Source organism: Leeuwenhoekiella sp. A2 (assembly GCF_047946655.1).
Classification (GTDB): Bacteria; Bacteroidota; Bacteroidia; order Flavobacteriales; family Flavobacteriaceae; genus Leeuwenhoekiella.
This window is the reverse complement of sequence record NZ_CP172311.1, coordinates 4,159,298-4,182,068: the sequence shown is the minus strand read 5'-3', so window position 1 is coordinate 4,182,068 and position 22,771 is coordinate 4,159,298. Positions and strand designations below refer to the sequence as shown.

The following is a 22,771-nucleotide window of genomic DNA, read 5'->3' as shown; positions in this document are numbered from 1 at the left end:
GCCTAACGGTCTCGTATAACCGTCAGTTACGGATTAAATTAGCGATTATTTTCGGTTAAGAACTGACGTTAGCAATTCCGAGTGGATTCGGACGTAGTCGAATCCGCCGTAATTGCGGTTATACATTGTTAGCACCTGTTTTTATTGGTTTAATGTCCATAAATTTCGTTTTCCAGAATTTATTTTTTTTACAATATGCATCTTTTCCAAATTAGTTAAATATCTATGAACAGAAGGTTTACTAATTTGTGTTTCTTCTGCTATTCCTGAAATTGTTCTGAATTCGTATTCTTTAGATTCAAGAGCTTTTATAATTTTAGCAGAATTTGGATCTGTTGCGGCTATTTTTGTTTTTTCTATTGATTTTTTAGTATTTTTCCTTGATTGTTTTTCAGGTTCAGCTTTCTTATTGATTAAAGTATTTGCTTTTTCGTTACTTTCTTTTGCTATCTGTTCTGCGTTCTTAACTTTTTGCAAGACTCTATCAGCAATACCATCGAAAAAATTGTCTGAAAAAATTGACGCTATTAAACAAAACCCTCCATAAATTAAATATTCATAGATATCATCTCCGAGATTAGTTGCTATTTCGCTTCTAATGATAAATAAGAAAAATGGAACTAAAAATGCGGCTGATATACCTTTGATAATTCCTTTGAAATAGTCTTTTTTTGTTTCTGATTTTTCTCTTATCGCATTAACTATTCCTCCTAAAATTCCGAAAATCAAGGTTGCTCCAATCAGATAAATATAATTCATAGAAATTTCGTTTTAAATAGGTGCTAACGTGTTTGGCTATGGTTTCGTTGCGTGAAAATCCGCGAGGATTTTCCGCCGTAAACCGAAGATAGCAAATTTGCGAGGACTTTCCGAAGGGAAAGTCAGAAGCAATGAACTATAGCCGGTGTTGGGCGTAGTTTTTTAATTCATAATTCCCCATATAATTCCAATTATTGTTACAAGTCCGACTATAAATGCAATTATAACATTAGCTTTATTCCAGATAGATTCCTTTGGCTCTTTTTGAGTTTTAACTGATTGATTTTTAATTTTACTCTTGTTGTTTATTATTATATTTTCAGCATTTAGAGTATTCGATTTTTGTTCTTTTATTGTCATTTTTTCATTAACCCAGTCAGTTATAATTATTTCTAAATTACCATAATCAAAGTTTTTCTTATTTGATTCTTTTCGCTTTTTAATTATAGTTAAGATTTGATACTTGATATGTTTATAAAATTCAGATTTTTCTCCTTTGAAAAAATGAAGGTGATATTCTATGAAACTTGTGCATTTATATAGAGGATTAAATCTTTCTAAAAAGTCAACGAATTGATTGTCTAAAAAATTATTAATCGTTTTAAACTTTTCATTTTCAGTATAGTTTAATTTATTCGTAGCGTAGAGAATAGACGGATATAAGCTTATTTCAAATTTGTCTGATTTTGGATTATTAGGTGTGTAGTCTTTCGTCCATTTTCCATCGGACACCAAGTGAGCTTCCTCCATCAAAATTTCAGCTAATTCGTCTTCACTTTCTCCTTTATATTGTTTTTTAGGTAAGTGGACTTTATAATAATTATGATGTTTTATCATTCGGATACGATTTTCTCAAATTACGCCCAACGGTCTCGTATAACCGAAGTGGTGGAGTTAAATTATCAATTTTTTCAAGTTTTGACCCGATTTTTGCTAATAAACAGCGATTTTTGAAATTGTCTCTTAGCCGCCATTTCTGTTATACATTGTTACCTGCTGTGGCGATACGTTTGAGTAAGAACCCTAGATTTGCAATTTACTTTTTTAAAATTCTTATGAATTATTTTTCAGTTTACTTTTTCTGTAAGTAAAAAAAACTAAATGGAAAAGAAGCATAGCAACCATAAGTCCATAACCACTTTTCATTTCATAGTCTCCATCCCAAAAAATAAGTTCTTGAATTGAATGAAAAAATAAAATAATAATTCCAAATCCAAGGGCTCCCTTTAATTCTTGTAATCTTAATTCCTTAATCTTCTTTGATTCATTTTTCTCTCTGGAAAAAACTATACCTACTAATGAAATTAAAATGATGTTTTTTATTATCCATTCTAATCTCGTTTGTTCGATTATGAATAAATCAACAAATAGATACTTGAAAATTAAAGCTAATAAAGCAACTATTCCAATTCCGAAGGCAATCTTTTTGTAATAATTAGGGAGTAAATATTCATTCATTTTTTAAATTTCGATTTTATAAGTTTTATTCCAACAGGATGATTTTCTGTTTTGTTTCTTTTTTTTCAAGTCCTTGACCGAGGGATTTTTTCTTATCAAAACACTCTTTTTCGGTCAGGAGCCATTGCAGGTAACGGTTTAGGCTATGTGTCCGTAGCGTGGTTTTGTAACTAAGATAGCAAAAAGAAACTGGCGAGAGAAAGTCCGTAGGATTTTCCAAAAGTGCAGGGAAGAAGCTATGGTTTATAGCCACTGTTAGGCACAGTTATTTTTTATGTTGTTCTCTTTTATCTCTATCCTCTCTTTTCTTATTCATTACAATCCACCAAGCGAAACCTTTATCTTGTAGTCTATACATTCCTCTAGAACCCTCTTTGTCAAGAATTATCCCTCGAGTCCTTAAGGCTGCAATAGCATTATTTAAAGTAGCTTTCTCTCCTTTAAATCTATTTTTGATATAAGTTCTTGAAACCCAAGAATCAAGTTTTTCAGCCATTATAACGAGAACTTGTCTGTAACTATCTTTTTTGATTTTATTATAATAATCATCTCGATAGTATTTATCTCCAATTTTTTCGATTGCTCCATTGGTTCCAAAAGCACCATCGATTACATTTTTTTCTGTTATTTTTTTTCCATCAGATAAATCAAATGCACAATAGCCATATTGATGAATAAAATGTGGAAATCCTTCCGAAAGATTAATTAATAATTTTTCTGCCCTTTCCGAAACTTCAGTTTCAAATCCATTAATCTCTTTAGAATGTTCAAGAACACGGTTGATAACATATTTTATATCAGACTCTTGAAGTCTATCTAAAACTAATTCGTCAAAAATTCTTAACGATGAGGGATGGCTATTTGAAAGAACTTGTTTTGTACTTGGTAGACCAGCTATTCCTACCATTAAATGCTGAGTTTTTTCTTTTTGAAGCCTCTCATATAATAGTTTTATAAAAGTCCCTAAATCCAATTCAGGACAAGCATTATCGGCTTCATCAATCATAATTAATAGACCATCATATGAACTATCAAATTTTGATTTATCTGTAGTTTTAGTTACTCTATTTAAAGTGTCAGCAAGAGAATAACAGAACTCTTCAAAAATCAATTCATTATCACTAGTTGAATTTGTGTTGACCTTTACTCCAGCCGCTTCTATTCGACCAACAAAATTCCATATTTCTCCAAATATTGCTCTAGTTTTTTCTGTTCTTGCTAATTTTCTCTTAAGAGCTATTTCTATTTTTTTTATTAAAATTTGCTGTGTTGTATCTTTTGTAATGTCTATGTCAACTACCAGAAAGTTTAAATTTTGACCGTTTACATCTATATCACCTTCTGCTTTGTATTTCAGTAAGTTTAGAAGTGAAGTTTTTCCTATACCTCTTTGTCCTGTTAAAAGAAACCCGTGGCCTTTATTCGCTTTTGCTTGAATCAATAGCTTTTCAGTAGTTACTAATTCATCATATCTGCCAGCAAACATTCCTGGTCCAATTGGTGAATTTGGGTTGAAGGGATTAATTTTATTCATTTTTATCTAATTGTGCCTAACGGCCAAGTATATGATATGTTGGCCACGTTAAGCAATGGCCGAACTAAATATACTCTGGCCAAGCCCATAAACACTAGGATTATTAAATGGCCGACATTGGCCAATAAATTATATACATTGTTGTGCATAGTGCGACTTTAATTTAAAAACTTTAAAAATGAAAACATTTAATATAAACCATTACATCTATATACAGATAACAGATAAAGGCTGGGCTTATTTAAAAAAAACAGTTGGCCAAGAATACATAGACGCTTGTATTGACACAGAACATTATAGAAAAACAATTGATGGCCAGACTTGGTATAAATTACAAGCCCATCAAGTTTTTGAATTGATGCCTGTGCTTGGTAATAATGAAATACTTTACGGTACAAACATAATGATTGAAGAAAAGGACTTAAAATAGCATTATGCACAACGTCCTGTATAAAAACAGTGCAAGCGGGCGAGAGTGATTGTCCGGAGGACAATCAGGCGTTGCAAGCGAGCACGGAGCTTAGATTCAAAACAGGTTTAAGCATTGTTTTTATATTTTGTTAGCTACAGTTTTCCTTTGTCTTTTAATAATTTTGTCTATTCGTCTTTTATTTTCCTGTTGTAATAAAGAAGGATATAAATTCATTAAAATATTCACGATCATTATTGTTAAACCGAATAAATAATTATGTGAAATACTCATATATAAAGCAATGACCGTCACGAATATAAATGCGATCAAATGGCTTATCTCAGCAATTGTCATTTCTTTTCGTATTTCAGTCAAATCCGTTTTTTTATTGTCCACCTTAATTTTCGGATTGAAGAATTTGAAAAAACTATTTTTTACGATCCATTTAAAATATTCGATTCCTATATTTTTATTTTGCTTTTTATTTTCAATAAAATTTAGGTTAGATATTTTATGATAGTATCCGGTTTTCATAAGGATGAAATTTAAAAGCATTCCTACTATCCAAGATATAAATGATATTGATACTCCGAATGTCAAATATTTGATCATAAGTGTGTTTAAATTGTAGCTAACGGGTTAGGCTATGTGTCCGTAGCGTGGTTTTGTAAACTAAGATAGCAAAAAGAAACTGGCGAGAGAAAATCCGTAGGATTTTCCAAAAGGGGAGGGAAGAAGCTATGGCTTATAGCCAGTGTTAAATACTGGAGCACTTGCCCAACTCCAGAATTTTAATCTTAGTAGGTGTCCAATATTTTTAAAATATCGATTTGCGATTTCCATTCTGAAATGGCGATTTTTGGGTCAATTTTGGTGGATTTTTGGAGTTTCCAGTTCGCTTTTGAATAGATTAGGTTACAATAATTTTTCCCACAATCTTCCTTTTAGTTTTCGGTCTGATTAGCGCGCTACAGGTTTTAGCGGTTTCAGATTTGCATGTTGATTTTCCACAATATTTGGCCGTTTTTATGCTCCGCAAGCCGAGTTTTTATCCGCAATTTTTCCATTCAGTTTCCAGTCTGAATGCGTCTGATTTTACAATATTATCTTGCGATTTTTGTAGTTAAATGCCGGATTTTGGAGGTTGGTAACGAACTTAAATCTTTATGAAGCTCTTGTATTTAACTTGTTTATATGCGTACTAAATATACTTTTATTTATCTAAACAAGGACGATATGTGCACCTTTGGTGCTTCTTTGTTTTAATAAATCTTCTATCATAAAGCATCAAAAGGATTAACAATGCGTTCTAAGCTGGTTCGCGTAACGTGTGTGTAGATCATAGTTGTTTTAGGACTTTGGTGACCCAGCAATTCCTGAATATACCTTAAGTCTGTTCCATTTTCCAGTAAATGCGTCGCAAAACTGTGCCTAAGCGTATGAAGCGTAATTCCAGATTTTGATATTCCGGCCTTATATAAACCCTTTTTTAAGATCTTTCGAGCACTAGCTGCCGAATAGGGTTCGCCAGGTCTGCCCTCAAATAAGAACTTTTGTGGCCGCGCACCCTTGTAATAAGTGCGCAGCAATTCAAGCAATTTAGCAGATAATAAAGTGTATCGATCCTTATTCCCCTTAGCACTCCTAATAAAGATAAGATTACGCCCGCTGTCAATATCTGTTAGCTGCAAACTCAACGCCTCACCTATGCGCAAACCGCCAGAATAAATTAAGGCCATTAGCGCCTTATGTTTATTATTAGGTATCCGGTCAATAAGTATTTTCACCTCCTCAGGACTCAGCACTATAGGCAATCGCCTGGGTTTTGGTGGTCGCTGCAACTCCTCAATCAGCATGGGAGCACCTTTGTATTCAAGAAACTTTTTTATACCGCTTATACATTGATTTTGGTACGATACAGAATAGTTGTTATTGATAATATAGAAAAAATTGAACCGCTGTATCCACAAAGGCGAGATGACCTGCACATTACGAGCTTCCAGAAACTCCAGAAACCGCTGAGTCACATCTGTATAAACCTTAATTGTGTTATATGCCAGCCGCTTTTCCTGCATCCAGCGCTTATACGTATCTAATTGTTGATATATTTCCCGCTTTCGCGAAAGCTTATATTCCTGTGTTTCCGTCTGCATGAATCCGCCTGATTAAGGTTAGAAAAATTGATTAACCATCTTAACCCAATTCCACATTTTGTTGAAACTTCTTTGAAGTAATTCCTTGGGCAACTAATTTTTATCACTGCAATTTCAACTATTCATAAGAAAGGCTCAAGTGGTTTAGTGCAATAATCGTATCTTAACCGTTAGAATCGAATAAATGTAAATGGCTGTTTAAATGAGTTCTAGAAGCATAAATAAGTGTAAAATATGTAAAAATGAGATTCACGGGCGTAGCGATAAAATCTTTTGCTCTCTGCGGTGTAAAAATTTTTACCATACTAATTTGCGTCGCGTTACAGATGAGACCACACGCGATATAGATGTCATTTTGCATAGAAACAGATCTATCTTACTAGAACTTATGGGAAAGAACAGCGCCCAGAAAAAGATAAAACGTATTGAGCTTGAGAAGAAAAAATTTCACTTTAATTATCTTACACATTTCTATACAAACTCAAAAGGAAAGATTTACCACTGGGTTTATGATTTTGCATGGATGGCATTTTCTGATGATGAGATTCTTATTCTGCGCAAAAGAAGTTAGAAAAAATTATTCCCTGCTTAAAGTGATCTCTTTTTAGCCATAATATAGTCGGAACGATATTTGAAGACGTTGAACAAACAACAATTATGAAAAAAATCATACTTCTTTTATTCGTTTTTTTCGGAATTAAATCAGGTTTCGCTGAATGTGCGATGAGCGGGATGGAATTCTTTCCAGAGCAAAAAGAAATTAGCTTGAATTCAATGTTTATTATTCAAGGTTACGCTCTTAGCGAAAAGACAATCAACAGCTTCAACGAGAGAAAAATTTATCTCGAGAGTAAAAGCGGAGAATTGATTGAATTAAATCTTCAGGAAATCCTGAAAGGACAGATGCAATTAACCCAAGCTATTTTTTGCCCATCGTCAGAATTAAAGCCAGACACACAATACTTTCTTAAATACGCAGACCAAACCGAAAACGAAGAAAGAGAAATGAGGCGGTACAATAGAGAAACAAAAGAAAGTGAAAAAGTCTATTGGAAAACTACAGACAAAAAAGCACTCAAAACTCTAAATTCTACTCTGAATATTGAATTTGATAAGACCGAAGTTATTCTCTATGGTTGTGGAGCATCTGCCAATGCCATCTTTAATGTAAAAAACAAATCAAATTTTGAAATTTGGTACAAGACAGAAGTTATTTATTTAAATACTAATGGTAAAAAAGTATTCTATATTCAAGAATTGAACGGTAAGCTTAATGTAGGCCACGGAATGTGTGCTGGGGCATTTACCTATGATTACAAAGGCAAATACAAGGTTAGATTTACACCAATGAATACAGACGGGAAATCATTACCGGCAACTGATTGGAAAACTTTTGAAAGCCCGTTTATGAACTCCACATATCCATTTTAAAACTAAAAATAATACTGGTAACACGACGGATTACTTATAAAAGGAAAAATCTCTTTATACCATTTGGTAAATTATCATACTTTGTTTTATTGTTTTAAAAACCTACAGCAGTATCATCACCACGCCTGTCTGCGCCACCTTCAAGCCTTCCGTCAGGTAAGACCAATACGCCATCTACTTTACCCAGAATAACCGAGTTTTCTTGTCTGGTATGATATCCTTTTTGCTTAAGGCTGTCAAGCATTTCTTTGCTAAACGCTTCTGGCTCAAAGGTCACAACGTCTGGTAACCACTGGTGGTGAAAACGAGAAGCGTTTACCGCTTCCTGCATGGTCATATCAAATTCAGATACATTGAGAATTGTTTGTAATACAGATGTAATGATCGTAGAACCGCCCGGTGTGCCTACACTCATCCATAATTTACCGTCTTTTTCTACCAGTGTTGGCGTCATAGAACTCAGCATGCGTTTCTGTGGAGCTATACTATTAGCTTCGGCTCCTATAAGACCAAACATATTAGGTTCGCCCGGTTTTACACTAAAATCATCCATCTCATTATTCAAAAAGAAACCCAACTCGTCTGCATATAATTTTGAACCATAAGCACCATTTAATGTTGTGGTCACAGCCAGCGAATTGCCAAATTGATCTACAATAGAATAATGCGTAGTTTCCATACTTTCATAACCACTAATCATACCGTGCGCTACAGAATCTGAGGGCGTTGCTCTGTCAAAACTAAAATTAGCCATTCTGCGTTTTGCATATTCATCACTAGTTAAACTGTCTACAGGGATATCTACAAAATCAGGATCGCCTAAAAAGAAACTGCGATCTGCATAAGCGCGACGTTCTGCTTCTGTAATTAGCTGTATTGTTTTTTGTGAGTTATGACCCAAGGCAGTCAGATCATAAGGCTCTATCATTTTCATAATTTCAGCCAGGCAAATCCCACCGCTTGATGGTGGCGACATGCTAATTATGCGTAAGTTTTTATAGGTAAAGATGATTGGTTGTCGCCATACGGCTTCATATGATTTTAGATCCTCAAGTGTCATAATTCCGCCATGAGCGGTAACAAAATCGACCAGCTTTTGACCGATTTCTCCACCGTAGAAGTCGGTTTTTCCATTTTTTGCGATCTGCTCCAGCGTGTTTGCCAGCACGGGATTTTTAATGGTGTCGTTTGCACGAAAGTCACCAGAGTACAAAATATCCTTTCCGTTTACTTTGTCAAAGAGTTCTTTATACTCTTTGAATCTGTTTTTTTGATTTTCAGTCACCACATAACCTTTTCGCGCAAGCGCAATTACCGGTTGTAAAATGCTGTCAATAGGCATAGAACCAAGTTTCTCATGAGCGGCAAAAATCCCTGCGATCGTTCCGGGTATTCCCACTGCGAGCGCACCTTCACGACTCAGGCTATCAACAGGATTGCCAGCCTCGTCAAGATACATTGTTTCTGTCGCGGCCATGGGCGCTTTCTCTCTGTAATCAAGCGCTCCGGTGTCACCATTTGCCAGCCGGTAAACCATAAAACCACCACCGCCCAGATTGCCGGCAAAAGGATAAGTGACAGCAAGTGCCATTTCTGTAGCGACCATCGCGTCAAAAGCATTTCCTCCTTTTTTTAAGATATCGGTTCCTATTTGTGAGGCTTCTTCACGTGCAGAAACTACCATGGCATGTTCTGTAATAAGACCATGCTGCGGGGCTTTAGGTTTAGACTCCTGCTTGCAGGATGCCAGAGTGAATAGAAAAAATAAAAAGTAGAGGGTTTTGTAGGAGTAGAGTTTATTCATATAAATGTTTAGGCTAGGATAAGTGTCTGTAGCGTTGATTTACAACTAAGATAGCAAAAGAAACTGGCGGAGGAAAATCTGCATGATTTTAAGCAAAGTGACGTAAATAAATTAAGCCTGTTAAACTTCACTTTTATAAGTCTTTTTTCAACTTTTTTGGGTGCTGCCGAGTATCAAAAACTGTCACTATCTTAATCTGCTTTTCATCAAAACGATAATATAAAGTCGTCTGTTTGGTTATGACGCATTTATGTAAACCCTTTTACTTTACAGACTCTGGAAAGCTTTCAGGATGTTTCTGAATGAGTTTAATATTTTTGTCAAGCTTATTCACAAAATTCGATTTCACTGTTAAAGACCAATTCTCTGTAAGGTAATCGAATAGATTATTTAGTTTTTTTTCTGCATTTTTTGAGACAACAACTCTTCTGCTCATCTATGTTTGGCAATAAAAGTATCGTAATCTGTCGTTTCGCCATTTTCAAGTTCCAATGACGCAAGTTTTATTTCAGCTTGCTGATCTGGGGAAAGTTCGTCCCAAAAATCTTTTGTTTCTTCTTTTTGGAAGATCCGCTTTATAGACTGAATGATTTCAGGATTGTTAGTGCTCAACAGCATTTTAGCTAGTTCTATTTTTTCAGCCTGAATATTCATTATTATACCTTTATTCAAAATTAGTAAATATCAGTTAGGATTATCGCTTATACCGCATTTTTTTACTACCGTATAAAAGACAATTTTTTAGGGAATCTCGAGGTTTATTTCCTCAAGTCTGTTTTTACAAAAATCGGTTAGTTCTGCGAAGAAATCGGTAAATTCGTGCTCAAAATCGGCGTAATTGGCAACCAGATCGTTAACCGCTTTGTCCATACCGCTACGGTTTTTTGTACGTATGTTCATGTTGTGTAAGACCGTGGCGATACCATCAATTTCGGCATAGCTTAAGAGCCAGTTCTGCTCGATCATGTAAGGTATCATTTGCTGAATACGAGGTGTGAGTATTTCAAAATTATCATGTAGCATGGCGTAAAAATCGTCTACATAATCTGCCAGCGGTTGCGGGTGATAGCGCTGCCAGTTTTTAGCCAGAAAATGATCGTATAATATATCTACAATGACGCCGCTATAATGACTGTAGTTCTTGTGCAGGCGTTTTGTGCTTTTGCGCACAACAGGATGAGCATCTGTAAAACTGTCTATAGCACGGTGCAGGATGATCCCTTTTTGAATATCCATAGGGTAGTGAAGATATTTTGACCCTTTTATGCCATCTGCCATAAAGTTGCCTATAGTAATAAAATCGTTGTCACCAGAAAGATAGATGTGGGCCAGATAATTCACGTAACCAATTTACAAATTCTAAAGTAAGGAAAGTATTTTGATGTAGTATATTTGCGGCACTCCAAATACTAGTATAATAAAAACATCTTAACCATGACTTTAATAAAATCAATTTCAGGAATACGCGGTACGATAGGCGGCAGGACGGCAGATAATCTTACTCCTTTAGATGCGGTGAAATTTGCAGCAGCATACGGTGTGTTTATCAAGCAGCAACGTGACAAAGAGAATTACCGCGTTGTGGTAGGACGAGATGCTCGCATTTCTGGAAGTATGATACAACAACTGGTCATGAATACACTTATAGGTCTGGGTATAGATGTTATAGATCTAGACCTTTCTACTACGCCTACTGTTGAGATCGCTGTACCAATGGAACATGCCGATGGTGGTATAATTCTTACCGCTTCTCATAACCCAAAACAGTGGAATGCCCTAAAACTGCTTAATAAAGATGGCGAATTCTTAAATGCTGAAGAAGGAAAGAAAATTCTTGAAATAGCAGCAAGTGAAGATTTTGTATTTGCAGAAGTTGACTATCTGGGCGAGATTCACAAGAACGATGCTTATTTTGATATTCATATTGATGAAGTGCTTGATCTGGAACTTGTAGATGTAGAAGCAATTAAGGCAGCCAATTTTAAGATCGTGGTAGATGGCGTAAATAGTAGTGGGGGAGTGGTAATACCTATGTTGCTTGACAGACTTGGTGTGCATACGGTTAAATTATATTGTGAACCCACAGGCGATTTCCCGCATAATCCTGAGCCGTTAAAAGAGCATCTGGGTGATATTTGTAAATTGGTTGTAAAAGAAAAAGCAGATCTGGGCATCGTGGTAGATCCTGATGTAGACCGTCTGGCTTTTATTACAGATAAGGGTGAAATGTTTGGAGAAGAATACACTCTTGTTGCCTGTGCAGATTACGTCTTAAGTGAGACACCGGGTAATACCGTTTCTAATCTTTCTTCATCAAGAGCTTTACGTGATGTTACTTTAAAGCATGGCGGTAAATATTTTGCAAGCGCTGTGGGCGAAGTCAACGTTGTGGCAAAGATGAAAGAAAAGAACGTAGTGATAGGTGGTGAGGGCAATGGCGGTATTATTTACCCTGAGTCGCACTACGGTCGTGACAGCCTTGTGGGAGTCGCTCTTTTTCTAACGCACCTGGCAAAACAAAAGATTTCAGTTACGCAACTTAGAGCATCTTACCCTTCTTATTTTATGAGCAAGAAGAAGATCGAACTTACACCTGAACTTGATGTTGATCAAATTCTGGAAACTGTGGCTAAAAAATATAGCAACGAAGAAGTGAGTACTGTAGATGGTGTAAAAATTGATTTTGAACACCATTGGATTCATCTTAGAAAATCAAATACAGAACCTATAATACGTATTTATACAGAAGCACCTACGCAGGAAGAAGCAGATACTGTGGCAGATAATATGATTAAAGAAATTAATGTATTGGCTTCCGCTTAAAGCGAAAAAAACCACTTTTAACTTAAGGTTTAATGGCTTAGGGCGATACTAATCACAAATATGTTTAAAACGCTTGTGCGTCCAGAGGTAATACTCGGGCGCACTTTTTATTTGTTCTTCCAGGTTTTTTACAAAAGCATCTGTAATTCCGTAATCCGGGATTGAGCGAGGATCATCTGTAAGTACTTTAAAAGTAGCTTCATAAAATCCGCGCTTTTTTTTGCGCACATCTAAGTGTAGAACCGGAACATCCAGCTTTTTAGAAAGTCGCTCTACACCGGTAAAAAACGGGACTTTATGCCCAAAAAACGGCGTAACATGGTGTATGTTGACAGCCTTAGGAGACTGGTCTGCTATAAAGGCATATGTAGAAAGTACATTTTCATGAATGTGTTTTGTAATCTGTATAACAGATTCTTTATTCGTTAAAAGCTTAGAATTAAAACGACCTCGTATATCCCGCACCAACTTATCAAAATACGGGTTCTTTATTTTTTTGTAAATACCATAACCCGTGTAATGAAACTGAAATTGCAAAGACGACAGCCATTCATAACTAGCATAATGACCCATGATTAAAAAAAGACTGCGGTTCTCTTCTTCAAATTTATTCATGATCTCGAGATTTGTAAAAACAAATCTGCGCTTAAGTTCTTCTTTAGAGATAGAAATAGATTTGATCATCTCCAGAAACATATCGCACATGTGGCTGTAAAACCGCTTTTCTATACGATGTTTTTCAGCTTTAGAAAGCTCTGGGAAAGCAAGGTCGAGATTGTATCGCACCGTTTTTTTTCTATAACCAACTATGCGGTAAACAATAAAACACACCACATCTGATACTTTATAAAAAAGCCAGAAAGGAAGTTTAGAAATTAACCAGAGAATGGGATAAACAAGCCAGAATATAAGCCACTGCATCAACTGAGTATTTTGGGTAAATATAGGTATATTTGAGGCCAAACTTTAGCTTTTATGGGCAATTTAGACCTGGTCACCATCATCATTATCGCAGCAAACGTATTGTTCTCAATGAAAGGATTTAACGACTATTCCTTTTTTGAGAAATACAAGTTTAATACTGGCGCAGTAAGAAGAGGGGAGCAGATACGTGTTATTAGTTCAGGATTTTTACATGTAAGCACTTCGCATTTGCTATTTAACATGCTTACGCTCTATTTTTTCTCATCTATCGTAGTGGGTTATTTAGGCAGTTTGAGTTTTGTGATAATCTATCTGGGTAGTTTGATTTTGGGTAATTTATTGTCTTACTACTTTCATAAGGATGAGTATCATTATACCGCCGTAGGAGCGAGTGGTGCAGTTTCCGGGATCTTGTATTCTGCTATTTTACTTGAGCCGGGTATGAGTCTTTATATGTTCTTCATTCCCGTGCCTATACCTGCATATATTTTTGGTATAGGTTACTTATTATATTCCATTTACGGTATGCGTTCACGCAATGACAATATAGGTCATGATGCACATTTTGGCGGGGCTGTGGGCGGTTATGTCATCACGCTTGCAATGGCACCGGTTCTTTTTCAGACAAATCTGCTCATGGTAGGTTTATTGGCAATACCCATTATCGTTTTATTCATTTTGAGTAAAACCGGAAAAATTTAATCTACTCATTTTTTTCGAAGTAACTCCGAATCTAAGAGCTGCAATAAAAATAGTAGAGATTTATTTCGCTTAAAGCGAAATCATTACCATTAGCAGACACCCAGCTCCACAGTTTCAAAATTTATTTGGCATAAGAATTGTCTTACACATTGTCTAATATTAAAATTCACATTATGAAAAAGGTTTTTATTGCAGTTATTATGGTTCTGGGCATGCATGCTTTTGCGCAGCAGCAGATGCAACCCGTTGTAAGCGTACAGGGAGAAGGTAAAGTTACGGTCGTGCCAGACGAGGTAACTGTAAGAGTGCGTGTAGAAACTACAGGTAAAGAGGCGGCAAAAGTTAAGGATGAAAACGATAAATCTGTTGATGCCGTTCTAAAGTTCATCAGGAAGATGGATATCGCTCAAAATAATGTAAAAACCGAATATGTAAATCTGAATAAGAATTACGATTACCAAACCAAAACTTATAATTATCAGGCAAATCAGTCAATTTCTATTAAAATTGAAGACCTGAAAAATTATGAAAAGATCATGGAAGGTCTTATAGAATCTGGTATCAACAATATTGACGGAGTAGAATTTTCTTCTTCAAACATTGAAGAGTACCGTTCTAAAGCCAGAAAACTGGCAATAACCAATGCAAAAATGAAAGCTGAAGAGTACACCGCTGTTTTGGGTCAGTCTATAGGTAATGCGATTAGTATTGCAGAAAGTGGCAGTGCGATGCCTCTACCACAGCCTCAATACAAAATGATGGCGATGAGTGAAAGGGCAGACGCTTCTCAGGAAACTATCGCTCCCGGTGAGATCACGATTTCTGCTAAAATAAACGTGGTTTTTGAGCTAAAATAACCGATTTTACTCGCTCCAGAGCCATTTTTATTTCGATATATTAAACCTCACAGGAGATCCTGCGAGGTTTTTTTGTTTAACTAAAGATCTCTTTTGTAAGTTCTGCGGCGTTTGTGCAGGGAGTGCTCGTAGTTCTTCCACAGCTGTTGTATAGCTTTGTTTTCTTCTAATTCTGGGTTTGTTTCTACGTCAGTAATTCCGTTCTTATTAAACAGTTCCTGCATCTGGTGAAAGATAACAGCCGTTACACCTTTACCCTGATATTCAGGATCTATACCAATTAGATAAAAAGCTGCTGTGTTGTTCTTTTTACGTGCGCGCAGCAAGTGGAAAATCCCAAAAGGGAACAGTTTACCGTTTGCCTTTTTAAGCGCTTTACTAAAAGATGGCATTGTTATGGCAAAAGCGATCAATTTGCCATCACTATCTGCAATACATTTAATATAGTGCGGGTTAATGTACTTGATGTACTTTTCTTTATAATGATCTATCTGGTACTGCTGTATAGGCACAAATGTACTCAGTGTATTATAGGTTTTATTAAGCAGCCCAAACATATCATCTACATAGGGCATGATCTCTTTGCTCTTAGTAAAGTGAATTACATTAAGCTTGTATCTTTCTACAACGATACGGGCAAATTTTGCTACTTTCTCAGGCGATTCTTTGGGTATCTTGATCTTAAATTCTACCCATTCTGCAGCTTTATCAAAACCTAATTCTTCAAAGTGATCTTTGTAATACGGGAAATTATACCACGTGATCATGGTGTTGAGGTAATCAAAACCTTCAATTAAAATCCCTGCTTTTTCCATATTAGAAAAACCTACAGGACCTTCTATCCATTCCAGTTGGTGGTTGCGACCTATTTCTTCAACTTTCGCGATAAGCGCTTTTGTAACTTCTACATCGTCTATTACATCAAACCAGCCAAAACGCATTTTAGGCTTGTTCTGGTCTTTTATCTCAAGTTGATTAACGATTGCGGCGATACGCCCTACAGGCTTCCCCTTACGATATGCCATAAAATACCAGGCGCTGGCATTCTTAAAAACAGGATTCTTATCTGCATCCATGCTTTCTAGTTCGTCATTGATTAAAGACGGCACCCAGTTCTTTTCATTCTTATATAGTGAAAAAGGAAACTTTACAAAATCTGTAAGTTCCTGCTTCGTTTTCAATTCTTTAATCGTAATCATAAACCTATAACACTTGCTTTTACTCCCTTACTCAGGGTTTATTTTACCGGGTTTGCCCCGAAATTTTTAAAATTATTTAATGCCATTTTCATCTGGTAAGATCTCATCATGGTTATGCATATCTATGCGATAAGAGAGACCAAAGCCTGCCTGAAATCTCGATGGCGTATCTTTAAAATTTACCAATGCATTTAAATCTACCTGCAAATTTTTTGTAAGTAAATATGCGCCACCAAATCTAAAGATATCATCTGAATATAAATCGCTCTTAAGTATTTGAAATTCTACAAAAGCTGCTATTCTGGGATTAAATGAATGTGTCATTGTAGTTATCCAGCCATATGTAGGATAATCTGTCCCAATCTGGTCACCTATAAAATTGTTTACCCATACAAAAGGTCCCCAGTTGTTTTGTGTTATAGCCGCCACTCGCGGACTAAAACCTTCTTGTGAAGCAGGTACAAAAGGATTGTCTTTATAAATATATGAGGCGCCCGCATAAACCGAAACCGCGGGGATTAATGTTTTCCATTTAAAACCGTGGTTAGCGCGATAGCTATACAGATTTATTTCTTCTTTGGCATTCTTGTAGGGGTCGTAAATAAGATATTTTACACCAGCATTTAATCTGGGGAAACCGCTGCGGTGATAATCATCTACATTTCCCGCAGTAGGATGAATGTCTGCAGAAAGATAAGTACCATCTACATTAATTTCTAACTGCTCGATTAAAAAACCATAACGCAGGGCAAAATCTGTCCCCCAGTTTTTAGTTTCTGTATATAAAAGATCATGAGACTCATTACCTAAAAAAAGACCGGCTTCTGCCTGAATGACACCTGTGCCTACTGAAAAAGCTCCTTGTGATTGTCCTGGTCTGTTTGAGTTAATCGTCTCTGTATATTGTGCATTAGCGGTATAAAAGCCAGCAAACAGAACAATAAATAGGGGCAAAATGTGGTTACGGTACATATATTGTATAGTTAACACGTATAAGAATTATATTCAGTATAAGGCAATGCGACAAACATACTGTAAAAAAAAAACATAGCCTAACTGAAGTTAGTTGTTAAGCTGCCAACGGCGCAGTGCTTTAATTTATTGCTTTTTTAATGCTGTAAGCAGGCATATTGGTTAATTTTGTGCTATAAATACCCTAATCATGGAATTTTTAAGAACCATATTAATAATCCTTCTCGTCATATTTGGAATACGCATTATCTTTAGATTTGCTGCGCCTTATGTTATGAGGTTTCTGGCAAAAAAGGCGGGAGAGCGTTTTCAAAAAATGGCTCAGGATTTTTCAACTAATACGAGAACCCAAACCGAACCTGAAGGACAAACTACAATTCACAAGGTCCCTAACAGGCACGAGCAGTCAAATAAAAAGGTAGGTGAATATATCGATTACGAAGAAATTGACTAATTTTCGCCTTCAGTTTTAGATACTAAGTATGACTTTTTCGTTTAAAAAATTATTGCCGCATTTAATGGCGGTGGTAGCTTTTATTATTATTTCCCTGGCATACTTTAGCCCGGTTCTTCAAGGTAAAGAGATGTATCAAAGTGATATCGCGCAATATCGCGGTATGTCTAAAGAGCAACAGGATTATAGAGACAGAACCGGTGAAGAACCTTACTGGACAGATGCTGCTTTTGGCGGAATGCCAACATATCAATTAGGTGCAAAATATCCCCACAACTGGATCAAAAAGCTCGATTTAACCATACGTTTTCTGCCACGCCCGGCAGATTATCTCTTTTTATACTTTATTGGCTTTTACATATTACTAATATCACTAAAGTTAGACTGGCGCTATGCGGGCCTGGGAGCTTTGGCTTTTGGCTTTTCTACATATCTCATTGTGATACTGGGAGTGGGGCATAACGCTAAAGCACATGCGATTGCTTATATGCCGCTTGTTTTAAGTGGAATTATTCTCACATTTAGGCGTAAATACATTCTGGGTTTCATAATTACGGCAGTTGCTATGGCTCTCGAGATAGTGGCAAACCACGTACAGATGACCTATTACTTAATGCTGCTGGTTCTGGTATTGGGTATTGTTTATTTCATTTTCGCTTTTAAGCGAAAGGAACTCGTGCCATATTTCAAAAGTATAGGTATACTCGTTGTTGCAGTAATACTCGCTGTAGGTACAAACGCAGCTAGCCTTATGGCAACTAATGAATACGGCAGCTTTAGTACGCGTGGTAAAAGTGAACTCACGATCAATCCTGACGGAACTCCTAAAGTACGCGAAGCAGGCCTGGAGAAAGCATATATAAACCAATACAGTTATGGAATAACTGAAACCTTAGACCTTTTTGTTGCCGGGCTTTTTGGCGGTTCTAATTCTGAACCATATAATAAAGACAGTGCTTTTGCCCAATTCTTAAGACAGCAACAGGTGCCACCGGCGCAGATAGAGCAAATTTTCGGACAGTTTCCGTTATATTATTGGGGTAATCAACCCGGAGTTTCAGGGCCGGCTTATATTGGGGCTGTAGTTATATTTTTATTCGTTCTGGCTCTTTTTCTTGTAAAAGGACGTTTAAAATGGTGGCTTGTCGCGGGTACAGTTTTATCATTATTATTAAGCTATGGCAGTAATCTGGAATGGTTTACAGATTTGTGGATAGATTACTTTCCCCTTTACAATAAATTTAGAGCTGTTACTTCTATACAGGTGATTGCAGAACTTTGTATTCCTGCTTTGGGAATAGCCGGGTTGGTTAAAATGCTTCAGTCTGATCAACCTGCGACAGAAAAATTTAATGCGTTAAAATGGACTACAATTATCACTGGCGGTTTAGCTTTAATCTTGCTTCTTTTTAAAGGTGCTTTGTTTCAATTTACCGGGTCTAATGATGCATATTTTGTGCAAAATTTTGGGCTTGATTTCATAAATGCGGTAAAAGAAGACCGTGAAGCGCTTTATGTAAAAGACACAATTAAAACGCTTGTGCTTGTTGTAATCGCTGCCGGTAGTTTGTGGTTTTTTACGAAAAAGAAAATTTCAGAAACTCAGGTTATTTTAGTTCTTGCTGTTCTAATTGTTTTTGATCTGGTACAGGTTGACCGCAGATACGTGAATACAGATAATTTTGTAGCTGCGCGTATGGTAGAGCAACCTTTTCAGGCAACACCTGCAGATCAGGAAATTTTAAAAGACACAACCCGATACCGTGTTTTTGAAGAAAGCATTGGCCTTAATGGCGCGCGTACCAGTTATTTTCATAATTCTATAGGCGGTTATCATGGTGCAAAACCTGCACGTTTACAGGATGTAGCAGATTTTTATATCTATCAGGGAAAGATAGAACCGCTTAATTTGCTCAATGTAAAATATGTGATCAAGCAAAATAAAGATGGCGAATTTGTACAGCGCAATCCTTACGCAAATGGCAATGCGTGGTTTGTACAAAACGTAAAAGTGGTTCCTAATGCAGATACAGAGTTATTAAGTCTTGATAGTCTAAATACAAAGCAAACGGCGATCGTTCATCAGGAATTTAAAGGTGATCTGCCATCTACTATTTTCCCGGCAGATAGTACTTCAAGCATTAAATTGATAAGTCATCAACCTAATCATTTAGAGTATAAATCGGTTGCAAATAGCCAAAAACTGGCTGTTTTTAGCGAGGTTTATTATCCTGATGGCTGGAATGCATATATAGATGGAAAACCTGCTACTTACTTTAGAGCAGATTATTTGCTACGCGCCATGGTAGTCCCGCAAGGAGAGCATGCGATCACATTTAAGTTTGAGCCGCAGATCGTAAAGACCGGAAGCAAAATAAGCCTGGCCAGCAATATTATTCTGGTACTCGTTATTCTTGGCGGACTTTTCTTTGCATATCGTTCAAAACAGGATGAAGAGGCAACAACAAACGGGTAATATCACCTATGAAAAAAGTTTTGATCATTTGCTATTACTGGCCGCCTGCGGGTGGGCCGGGTGTACAGCGCTGGTTAAAATTTGTAAAATATCTGCGTGATTTTAATATTGAGCCGGTAGTTTACGTTCCTCAAAATCCGCATTATCCTATTATAGACAAAAGTCTGGAGCAGGAAATACCTGAGGGAATTACCATAATTAAAAGACCCATTAAAGAACCCTATGGCCTTGCTGGTTTGTTCTCAAAAAAAGATACAGATACAATTAGCTCAGGGATAATTTCTGATGAAAAAAAACAGTCTTTTATTCAGAAAATTCTACTTTTTATACGCGGTAATCTCTTTGTGCCAGATGCGCGTAAATTTTGGGTACGACCATCGGTTCGGTTTTTAGAAAATTACTTAAAAGAGAATCCTGTAGATGCAATCATAACCACGGGGCCGCCACATAGCTTGCATTTAATTGGTCTTTCGCTTAAAGCTAAATTAAATACAAAATGGATCGCAGATTTCCGTGATCCCTGGACGACCATTCACTATCATAACAAGTTGAGGTTGATTGAAAGTTCAAGCAAAAAGCATAAGAAAATGGAGCAAGAGGTTCTCGATGGCGCCGATCATATTCTGGTTACCAGCCCGGGAACTCAAAACGAATTTGAAACATTAACCCAAACGCCAATTAGTTGTATTACAAATGGTTTTGATATTGACCTTGATTTTCAGGTTGAGGTTGATGATTCATTTAGCTTAGCGCATATAGGTTCTTTGTTAGCAGAACGCAATCCTCAATTTTTATGGGAGGTTTTGCAAGAAATGAAAGCTGAAATTGATGGTTTCGGCGCTAACCTGAAATTAAAATTTGCAGGCAAAGTAAGCACCAGTGTCTTGGAAAGTATTAAAGCTCATGGCCTGGAAGAAAATGTTGAATTGTTAGGCTACGTCACACATGATGAGGCCATACAGCTGCAGCGCAAAAGCCAGATCTTACTTTTAATTGAAAGCAATGCTAAAGATGTAAAAGCGATTATCCCGGGTAAGGTTTTTGAATATCTGGCTGCGCGCAGACCTATTGTAGGTATTGGTCCTCAAAATGCCAATTTTTTCAGTATTATAGCAACTACCCAAAGCGGAAAGTGTTTTGATTATAGCCAAAAATCGATGCTAAAAAGCCATTTTTTGCATGAATATAACCGATTTTTAGCCAGCGATCTTGCAGTAAAATCCACTGGTATTGATCAATATTCAAGAAAAAACCTAACTGAAAAACTAGCTCAGCTTATCTCTAAAGTAACCGCTTCTAATGTTTAAAAATATGGGAGTTGTTGCGCAACAGAGTTTTAAAAATCTTCTTACAACATATCTGGGTTTTGGTATAGGTGCGATCAATACGCTTGTTCTTTACGTAAATTTTTTTAGTAAAGAATACTATGGTCTTGTGGGTTTTATGTTGAGCGCGGCGACTATCGCAATGCCTATTATGGCTTTTGGCGTTCACAATACTTTGGTTAAATTTTACTCAGGTTATAAGGGCAGAGAGCAGGACGAGTTTCTCACGCTTATGATGTTTATGCCGCTCGCGGTTATTATTCCCGGCGGGTTATTGAGTGTATTTCTCTATGATCACCTTCTTGATTTTCTGGCTTCAGAGAATGATATTGTACGACCGTATGCATTTTTGATCTTTATTATTGCTTTTGCAATGGCGTATTTTGAGATTTTTTATGCGTGGTCTAAGGTTCAGCTAAAAAGTGTTTTGGGGAATTTTATGAATGAAGTATTTCACCGGTTAGGTGTCATGGTTTTACTTATTTTGTTCTCTTTTAAACTATTGGACACTGCGCAGTTTATTTTCGCTTTAGGCGGAATTTACCTGTTGCGGATGCTTATTATGATGGTCTACGCTTTTAAACTTCGTAAACCTGTTTTTGTATTTGGTTTGCCCAAAAAAGTAATACCAATCATTAAATATAGTGCACTTATAATTGTTGCAGGTTCTATTGCGGTGATGATTCTTGAGATCGATATGTTTATGATAGGGAAGATGGTGCCTATTGAGAATGTGGCGTATTATTCGGTAGCGATATATATTGCTGCGGTGATTGCTGTTCCCGCACGTGCGATGCACCAGATCACATACCCGCTCACGGCAGAATATCTTAATCTGCGCAAGTTTGATGAATTGAGGAAACTTTATAAAAAGAGTTCGTTAACGCTTTTTATTATCGCCGGACTCATATTTATTCTCATTATTTGCAATATAAAACAGTTGTACTTGCTTATTGATCCCGCCTACAGCACAGGTTTAGAAGTCGTTATTTTGATCTCGATGGCAAAATTGCTAGACAATTTGATGGGCAATAATAATGCGATTTTATACAATAGCGATTATTACAGGCTGGTTCTAATATTGGGAGTTGTACTTGTGGTTATCGCAATTGTGCTCAACACAATCTTTATCCCATTACTGGGAATTAACGGTGCCGCAATTGCTACTTTTATAGCTTCGGTAGGATATTGTCTGGCTAAAATTGTAGTTGTAAAATCTAAATTTAAAATGCAGCCTTTCACAAAAAAATCGGCTGTTGTAGGGCTGATTTTGGCCCTTTTCTTGGCGATTTTTTATTTCTGGGAAATGCCTTTTAGTCCACTTTTTGCAATAGCGGCAAAATCTGTATTAATAGGACTTCTTTATATTCTGATTGTTTATAAAATCAATATTTCTGAAGAGATCAACAGTACAATTGATCAGGTTCTGAAAATAAGAAAATCCCGCTCGAATTAAATCGTGACGGGATTTCCCAACTAACCAACCAA

At 36.5% G+C, this 22,771-nt stretch carries 23 protein-coding genes; 10 read left to right on the top strand and 13 right to left on the bottom strand.

Features of this window, described 5'->3' with window-relative positions:
- Positions 1 to 141 precede the first annotated feature (141 nt).
- The 4 genes from ACH3PA_RS18315 to ACH3PA_RS18300 all read right to left on the bottom strand — a co-directional run bounded on the left by ACH3PA_RS18315 (position 142) and on the right by ACH3PA_RS18300 (position 3,751).
- Positions 142 to 759: a YEATS-associated helix-containing protein gene (locus tag ACH3PA_RS18315; RefSeq protein WP_416448329.1), complete on the bottom strand. Its 618-nt coding sequence runs from the start codon at positions 757 to 759 to the stop codon at positions 142 to 144.
- A gap of 162 nt (positions 760 to 921) precedes the next feature.
- Positions 922 to 1,596, bottom strand: coding sequence for a hypothetical protein (locus tag ACH3PA_RS18310; protein WP_416448328.1), 675 nt, complete (start codon positions 1,594 to 1,596; stop codon positions 922 to 924).
- A gap of 216 nt (positions 1,597 to 1,812) precedes the next feature.
- A complete protein-coding gene (locus tag ACH3PA_RS18305; RefSeq protein WP_416448327.1) occupies positions 1,813 to 2,217 on the bottom strand; it encodes a hypothetical protein in 405 nt (134 codons plus the stop codon).
- A gap of 265 nt (positions 2,218 to 2,482) precedes the next feature.
- On the bottom strand, positions 2,483 to 3,751 hold the full coding sequence (locus ACH3PA_RS18300; protein WP_416448326.1) for an AAA family ATPase: 1,269 nt from the start codon (positions 3,749 to 3,751) through the stop codon (positions 2,483 to 2,485).
- A 178-nt stretch (positions 3,752 to 3,929) separates the two neighbouring features.
- Here ACH3PA_RS18300 and ACH3PA_RS18295 point away from each other — a divergent pair, with 178 nt between their 5' ends.
- Positions 3,930 to 4,181: a hypothetical protein gene (locus ACH3PA_RS18295; RefSeq protein ID WP_416448325.1), complete on the top strand. Its 252-nt coding sequence runs from the start codon at positions 3,930 to 3,932 to the stop codon at positions 4,179 to 4,181.
- Positions 4,182 to 4,301: 120 nt separating this feature from the next.
- Here the strand turns inward: ACH3PA_RS18295 and ACH3PA_RS18290 are convergent, their stop codons facing one another.
- Positions 4,302 to 4,697: a hypothetical protein gene (locus ACH3PA_RS18290; RefSeq protein WP_416448324.1), complete on the bottom strand. Its 396-nt coding sequence runs from the start codon at positions 4,695 to 4,697 to the stop codon at positions 4,302 to 4,304.
- A 743-nt stretch (positions 4,698 to 5,440) separates the two neighbouring features.
- A complete protein-coding gene (locus tag ACH3PA_RS18285; RefSeq protein WP_416442712.1) occupies positions 5,441 to 6,316 on the bottom strand; it encodes a tyrosine-type recombinase/integrase in 876 nt (291 codons plus the stop codon).
- Positions 6,317 to 6,518: 202 nt separating this feature from the next.
- On the opposite strand from ACH3PA_RS18285, the gene ACH3PA_RS18280 reads away from it, so the two are divergent.
- Together ACH3PA_RS18280 and ACH3PA_RS18275 are read left to right on the top strand one after the other, a co-directional pair.
- On the top strand, positions 6,519 to 6,887 hold the full coding sequence (locus ACH3PA_RS18280; protein WP_416442710.1) for a hypothetical protein: 369 nt from the start codon (positions 6,519 to 6,521) through the stop codon (positions 6,885 to 6,887).
- Between the two features lie 86 nt (positions 6,888 to 6,973).
- Positions 6,974 to 7,747 (top strand): hypothetical protein, encoded by a 774-nt coding sequence (locus ACH3PA_RS18275; RefSeq protein ID WP_416442708.1) that lies wholly within the window; start codon positions 6,974 to 6,976, stop codon positions 7,745 to 7,747.
- A gap of 94 nt (positions 7,748 to 7,841) precedes the next feature.
- Here the strand turns inward: ACH3PA_RS18275 and ggt are convergent, their stop codons facing one another.
- The 4 genes from ggt to ACH3PA_RS18255 form a co-directional block, all read right to left on the bottom strand.
- Positions 7,842 to 9,551 (bottom strand): gamma-glutamyltransferase, encoded by a 1,710-nt coding sequence (gene ggt, locus ACH3PA_RS18270; RefSeq protein WP_416442706.1) that lies wholly within the window; start codon positions 9,549 to 9,551, stop codon positions 7,842 to 7,844.
- A 262-nt stretch (positions 9,552 to 9,813) separates the two neighbouring features.
- A complete protein-coding gene (locus ACH3PA_RS18265) occupies positions 9,814 to 9,987 on the bottom strand; it encodes a type II toxin-antitoxin system RelE/ParE family toxin (RefSeq protein ID WP_416442704.1) in 174 nt (57 codons plus the stop codon).
- A complete protein-coding gene (locus ACH3PA_RS18260) occupies positions 9,984 to 10,205 on the bottom strand; it encodes a hypothetical protein (protein ID WP_416442702.1) in 222 nt (73 codons plus the stop codon). Before ACH3PA_RS18260 ends, ACH3PA_RS18265 begins: the two co-directional genes overlap by 4 nt.
- Positions 10,206 to 10,292: 87 nt before the next feature.
- Entirely contained in the window at positions 10,293 to 10,892 is a 600-nt protein-coding gene (locus ACH3PA_RS18255; RefSeq protein WP_416442700.1) for an ACP phosphodiesterase, read from the bottom strand.
- A 93-nt stretch (positions 10,893 to 10,985) separates the two neighbouring features.
- Between ACH3PA_RS18255 and glmM the strand changes: the two genes are divergently transcribed.
- Positions 10,986 to 12,374, top strand: a complete 1,389-nt coding sequence (glmM, locus tag ACH3PA_RS18250; RefSeq protein WP_416448323.1) for a phosphoglucosamine mutase — start codon at positions 10,986 to 10,988, stop codon at positions 12,372 to 12,374.
- A gap of 48 nt (positions 12,375 to 12,422) precedes the next feature.
- Here glmM and ACH3PA_RS18245 read toward each other — a convergent pair whose 3' ends face one another.
- The gene (locus tag ACH3PA_RS18245) at positions 12,423 to 13,295 is read right to left on the bottom strand and encodes a lysophospholipid acyltransferase family protein (protein WP_416442696.1); all 873 of its coding nucleotides are present in this window, start codon (positions 13,293 to 13,295) and stop codon (positions 12,423 to 12,425) included.
- Between the two features lie 54 nt (positions 13,296 to 13,349).
- On the opposite strand from ACH3PA_RS18245, the gene ACH3PA_RS18240 reads away from it, so the two are divergent.
- Both ACH3PA_RS18240 and ACH3PA_RS18235 read left to right on the top strand, forming a co-directional pair.
- Entirely contained in the window at positions 13,350 to 14,000 is a 651-nt protein-coding gene (locus ACH3PA_RS18240; protein ID WP_416442694.1) for a rhomboid family intramembrane serine protease, read from the top strand.
- A gap of 173 nt (positions 14,001 to 14,173) precedes the next feature.
- Positions 14,174 to 14,857: an SIMPL domain-containing protein gene (locus tag ACH3PA_RS18235; RefSeq protein ID WP_416442692.1), complete on the top strand. Its 684-nt coding sequence runs from the start codon at positions 14,174 to 14,176 to the stop codon at positions 14,855 to 14,857.
- 80 nt (positions 14,858 to 14,937) lie between these two features.
- Here the strand turns inward: ACH3PA_RS18235 and ACH3PA_RS18230 are convergent, their stop codons facing one another.
- Together ACH3PA_RS18230 and ACH3PA_RS18225 are read right to left on the bottom strand one after the other, a co-directional pair.
- Entirely contained in the window at positions 14,938 to 16,056 is a 1,119-nt protein-coding gene (locus ACH3PA_RS18230) for a GNAT family N-acetyltransferase (protein WP_416442690.1), read from the bottom strand.
- Positions 16,057 to 16,128: 72 nt separating this feature from the next.
- Positions 16,129 to 17,028, bottom strand: coding sequence for a transporter (locus ACH3PA_RS18225; protein WP_416442688.1), 900 nt, complete (start codon positions 17,026 to 17,028; stop codon positions 16,129 to 16,131).
- 190 nt (positions 17,029 to 17,218) lie between these two features.
- On the opposite strand from ACH3PA_RS18225, the gene ACH3PA_RS18220 reads away from it, so the two are divergent.
- From ACH3PA_RS18220 to ACH3PA_RS18205, 4 genes are read left to right on the top strand one after another with little or no spacing between them, the layout of a single operon-like run.
- Complete coding sequence (locus ACH3PA_RS18220) at positions 17,219 to 17,482, top strand: DUF4834 family protein (RefSeq protein ID WP_416442686.1); 264 nt, start codon at positions 17,219 to 17,221, stop codon at positions 17,480 to 17,482.
- A 28-nt stretch (positions 17,483 to 17,510) separates the two neighbouring features.
- Positions 17,511 to 19,958 (top strand): YfhO family protein, encoded by a 2,448-nt coding sequence (locus ACH3PA_RS18215; RefSeq protein WP_416442684.1) that lies wholly within the window; start codon positions 17,511 to 17,513, stop codon positions 19,956 to 19,958.
- An 8-nt stretch (positions 19,959 to 19,966) separates the two neighbouring features.
- Entirely contained in the window at positions 19,967 to 21,265 is a 1,299-nt protein-coding gene (locus tag ACH3PA_RS18210) for a glycosyltransferase family 4 protein (RefSeq protein ID WP_416442683.1), read from the top strand.
- Positions 21,258 to 22,739 (top strand): lipopolysaccharide biosynthesis protein, encoded by a 1,482-nt coding sequence (locus ACH3PA_RS18205; RefSeq protein WP_416442681.1) that lies wholly within the window; start codon positions 21,258 to 21,260, stop codon positions 22,737 to 22,739. The genes ACH3PA_RS18210 and ACH3PA_RS18205 overlap by 8 nt, the downstream gene beginning before the upstream one ends.
- Positions 22,740 to 22,771 lie beyond the last annotated feature (32 nt).

Coding starts and splice junctions, on each gene's coding strand:
- ACH3PA_RS18315 (WP_416448329.1), bottom strand. CDS start 759: ATGAATTATATTTATCTGATTGGAGCAACCTTGATTTTCGGAATTTTA.
- ACH3PA_RS18310 (WP_416448328.1), bottom strand. CDS start 1,596: ATGATAAAACATCATAATTATTATAAAGTCCACTTACCTAAAAAACAA.
- ACH3PA_RS18305 (WP_416448327.1), bottom strand. CDS start 2,217: ATGAATGAATATTTACTCCCTAATTATTACAAAAAGATTGCCTTCGGA.
- ACH3PA_RS18300 (WP_416448326.1), bottom strand. CDS start 3,751: ATGAATAAAATTAATCCCTTCAACCCAAATTCACCAATTGGACCAGGA.
- ACH3PA_RS18295 (WP_416448325.1), top strand. CDS start 3,930: ATGAAAACATTTAATATAAACCATTACATCTATATACAGATAACAGAT.
- ACH3PA_RS18290 (WP_416448324.1), bottom strand. CDS start 4,697: ATGAAAACCGGATACTATCATAAAATATCTAACCTAAATTTTATTGAA.
- ACH3PA_RS18285 (WP_416442712.1), bottom strand. CDS start 6,316: ATGCAGACGGAAACACAGGAATATAAGCTTTCGCGAAAGCGGGAAATA.
- ACH3PA_RS18280 (WP_416442710.1), top strand. CDS start 6,519: ATGAGTTCTAGAAGCATAAATAAGTGTAAAATATGTAAAAATGAGATT.
- ACH3PA_RS18275 (WP_416442708.1), top strand. CDS start 6,974: ATGAAAAAAATCATACTTCTTTTATTCGTTTTTTTCGGAATTAAATCA.
- ggt (WP_416442706.1), bottom strand. CDS start 9,551: ATGAATAAACTCTACTCCTACAAAACCCTCTACTTTTTATTTTTTCTA.
- ACH3PA_RS18265 (WP_416442704.1), bottom strand. CDS start 9,987: ATGAGCAGAAGAGTTGTTGTCTCAAAAAATGCAGAAAAAAAACTAAAT.
- ACH3PA_RS18260 (WP_416442702.1), bottom strand. CDS start 10,205: ATGAATATTCAGGCTGAAAAAATAGAACTAGCTAAAATGCTGTTGAGC.
- glmM (WP_416448323.1), top strand. CDS start 10,986: ATGACTTTAATAAAATCAATTTCAGGAATACGCGGTACGATAGGCGGC.
- ACH3PA_RS18245 (WP_416442696.1), bottom strand. CDS start 13,295: ATGCAGTGGCTTATATTCTGGCTTGTTTATCCCATTCTCTGGTTAATT.
- ACH3PA_RS18240 (WP_416442694.1), top strand. CDS start 13,350: ATGGGCAATTTAGACCTGGTCACCATCATCATTATCGCAGCAAACGTA.
- ACH3PA_RS18235 (WP_416442692.1), top strand. CDS start 14,174: ATGAAAAAGGTTTTTATTGCAGTTATTATGGTTCTGGGCATGCATGCT.
- ACH3PA_RS18230 (WP_416442690.1), bottom strand. CDS start 16,056: ATGATTACGATTAAAGAATTGAAAACGAAGCAGGAACTTACAGATTTT.
- ACH3PA_RS18225 (WP_416442688.1), bottom strand. CDS start 17,028: ATGTACCGTAACCACATTTTGCCCCTATTTATTGTTCTGTTTGCTGGC.
- ACH3PA_RS18220 (WP_416442686.1), top strand. CDS start 17,219: ATGGAATTTTTAAGAACCATATTAATAATCCTTCTCGTCATATTTGGA.
- ACH3PA_RS18215 (WP_416442684.1), top strand. CDS start 17,511: ATGACTTTTTCGTTTAAAAAATTATTGCCGCATTTAATGGCGGTGGTA.
- ACH3PA_RS18210 (WP_416442683.1), top strand. CDS start 19,967: ATGAAAAAAGTTTTGATCATTTGCTATTACTGGCCGCCTGCGGGTGGG.
- ACH3PA_RS18205 (WP_416442681.1), top strand. CDS start 21,258: ATGTTTAAAAATATGGGAGTTGTTGCGCAACAGAGTTTTAAAAATCTT.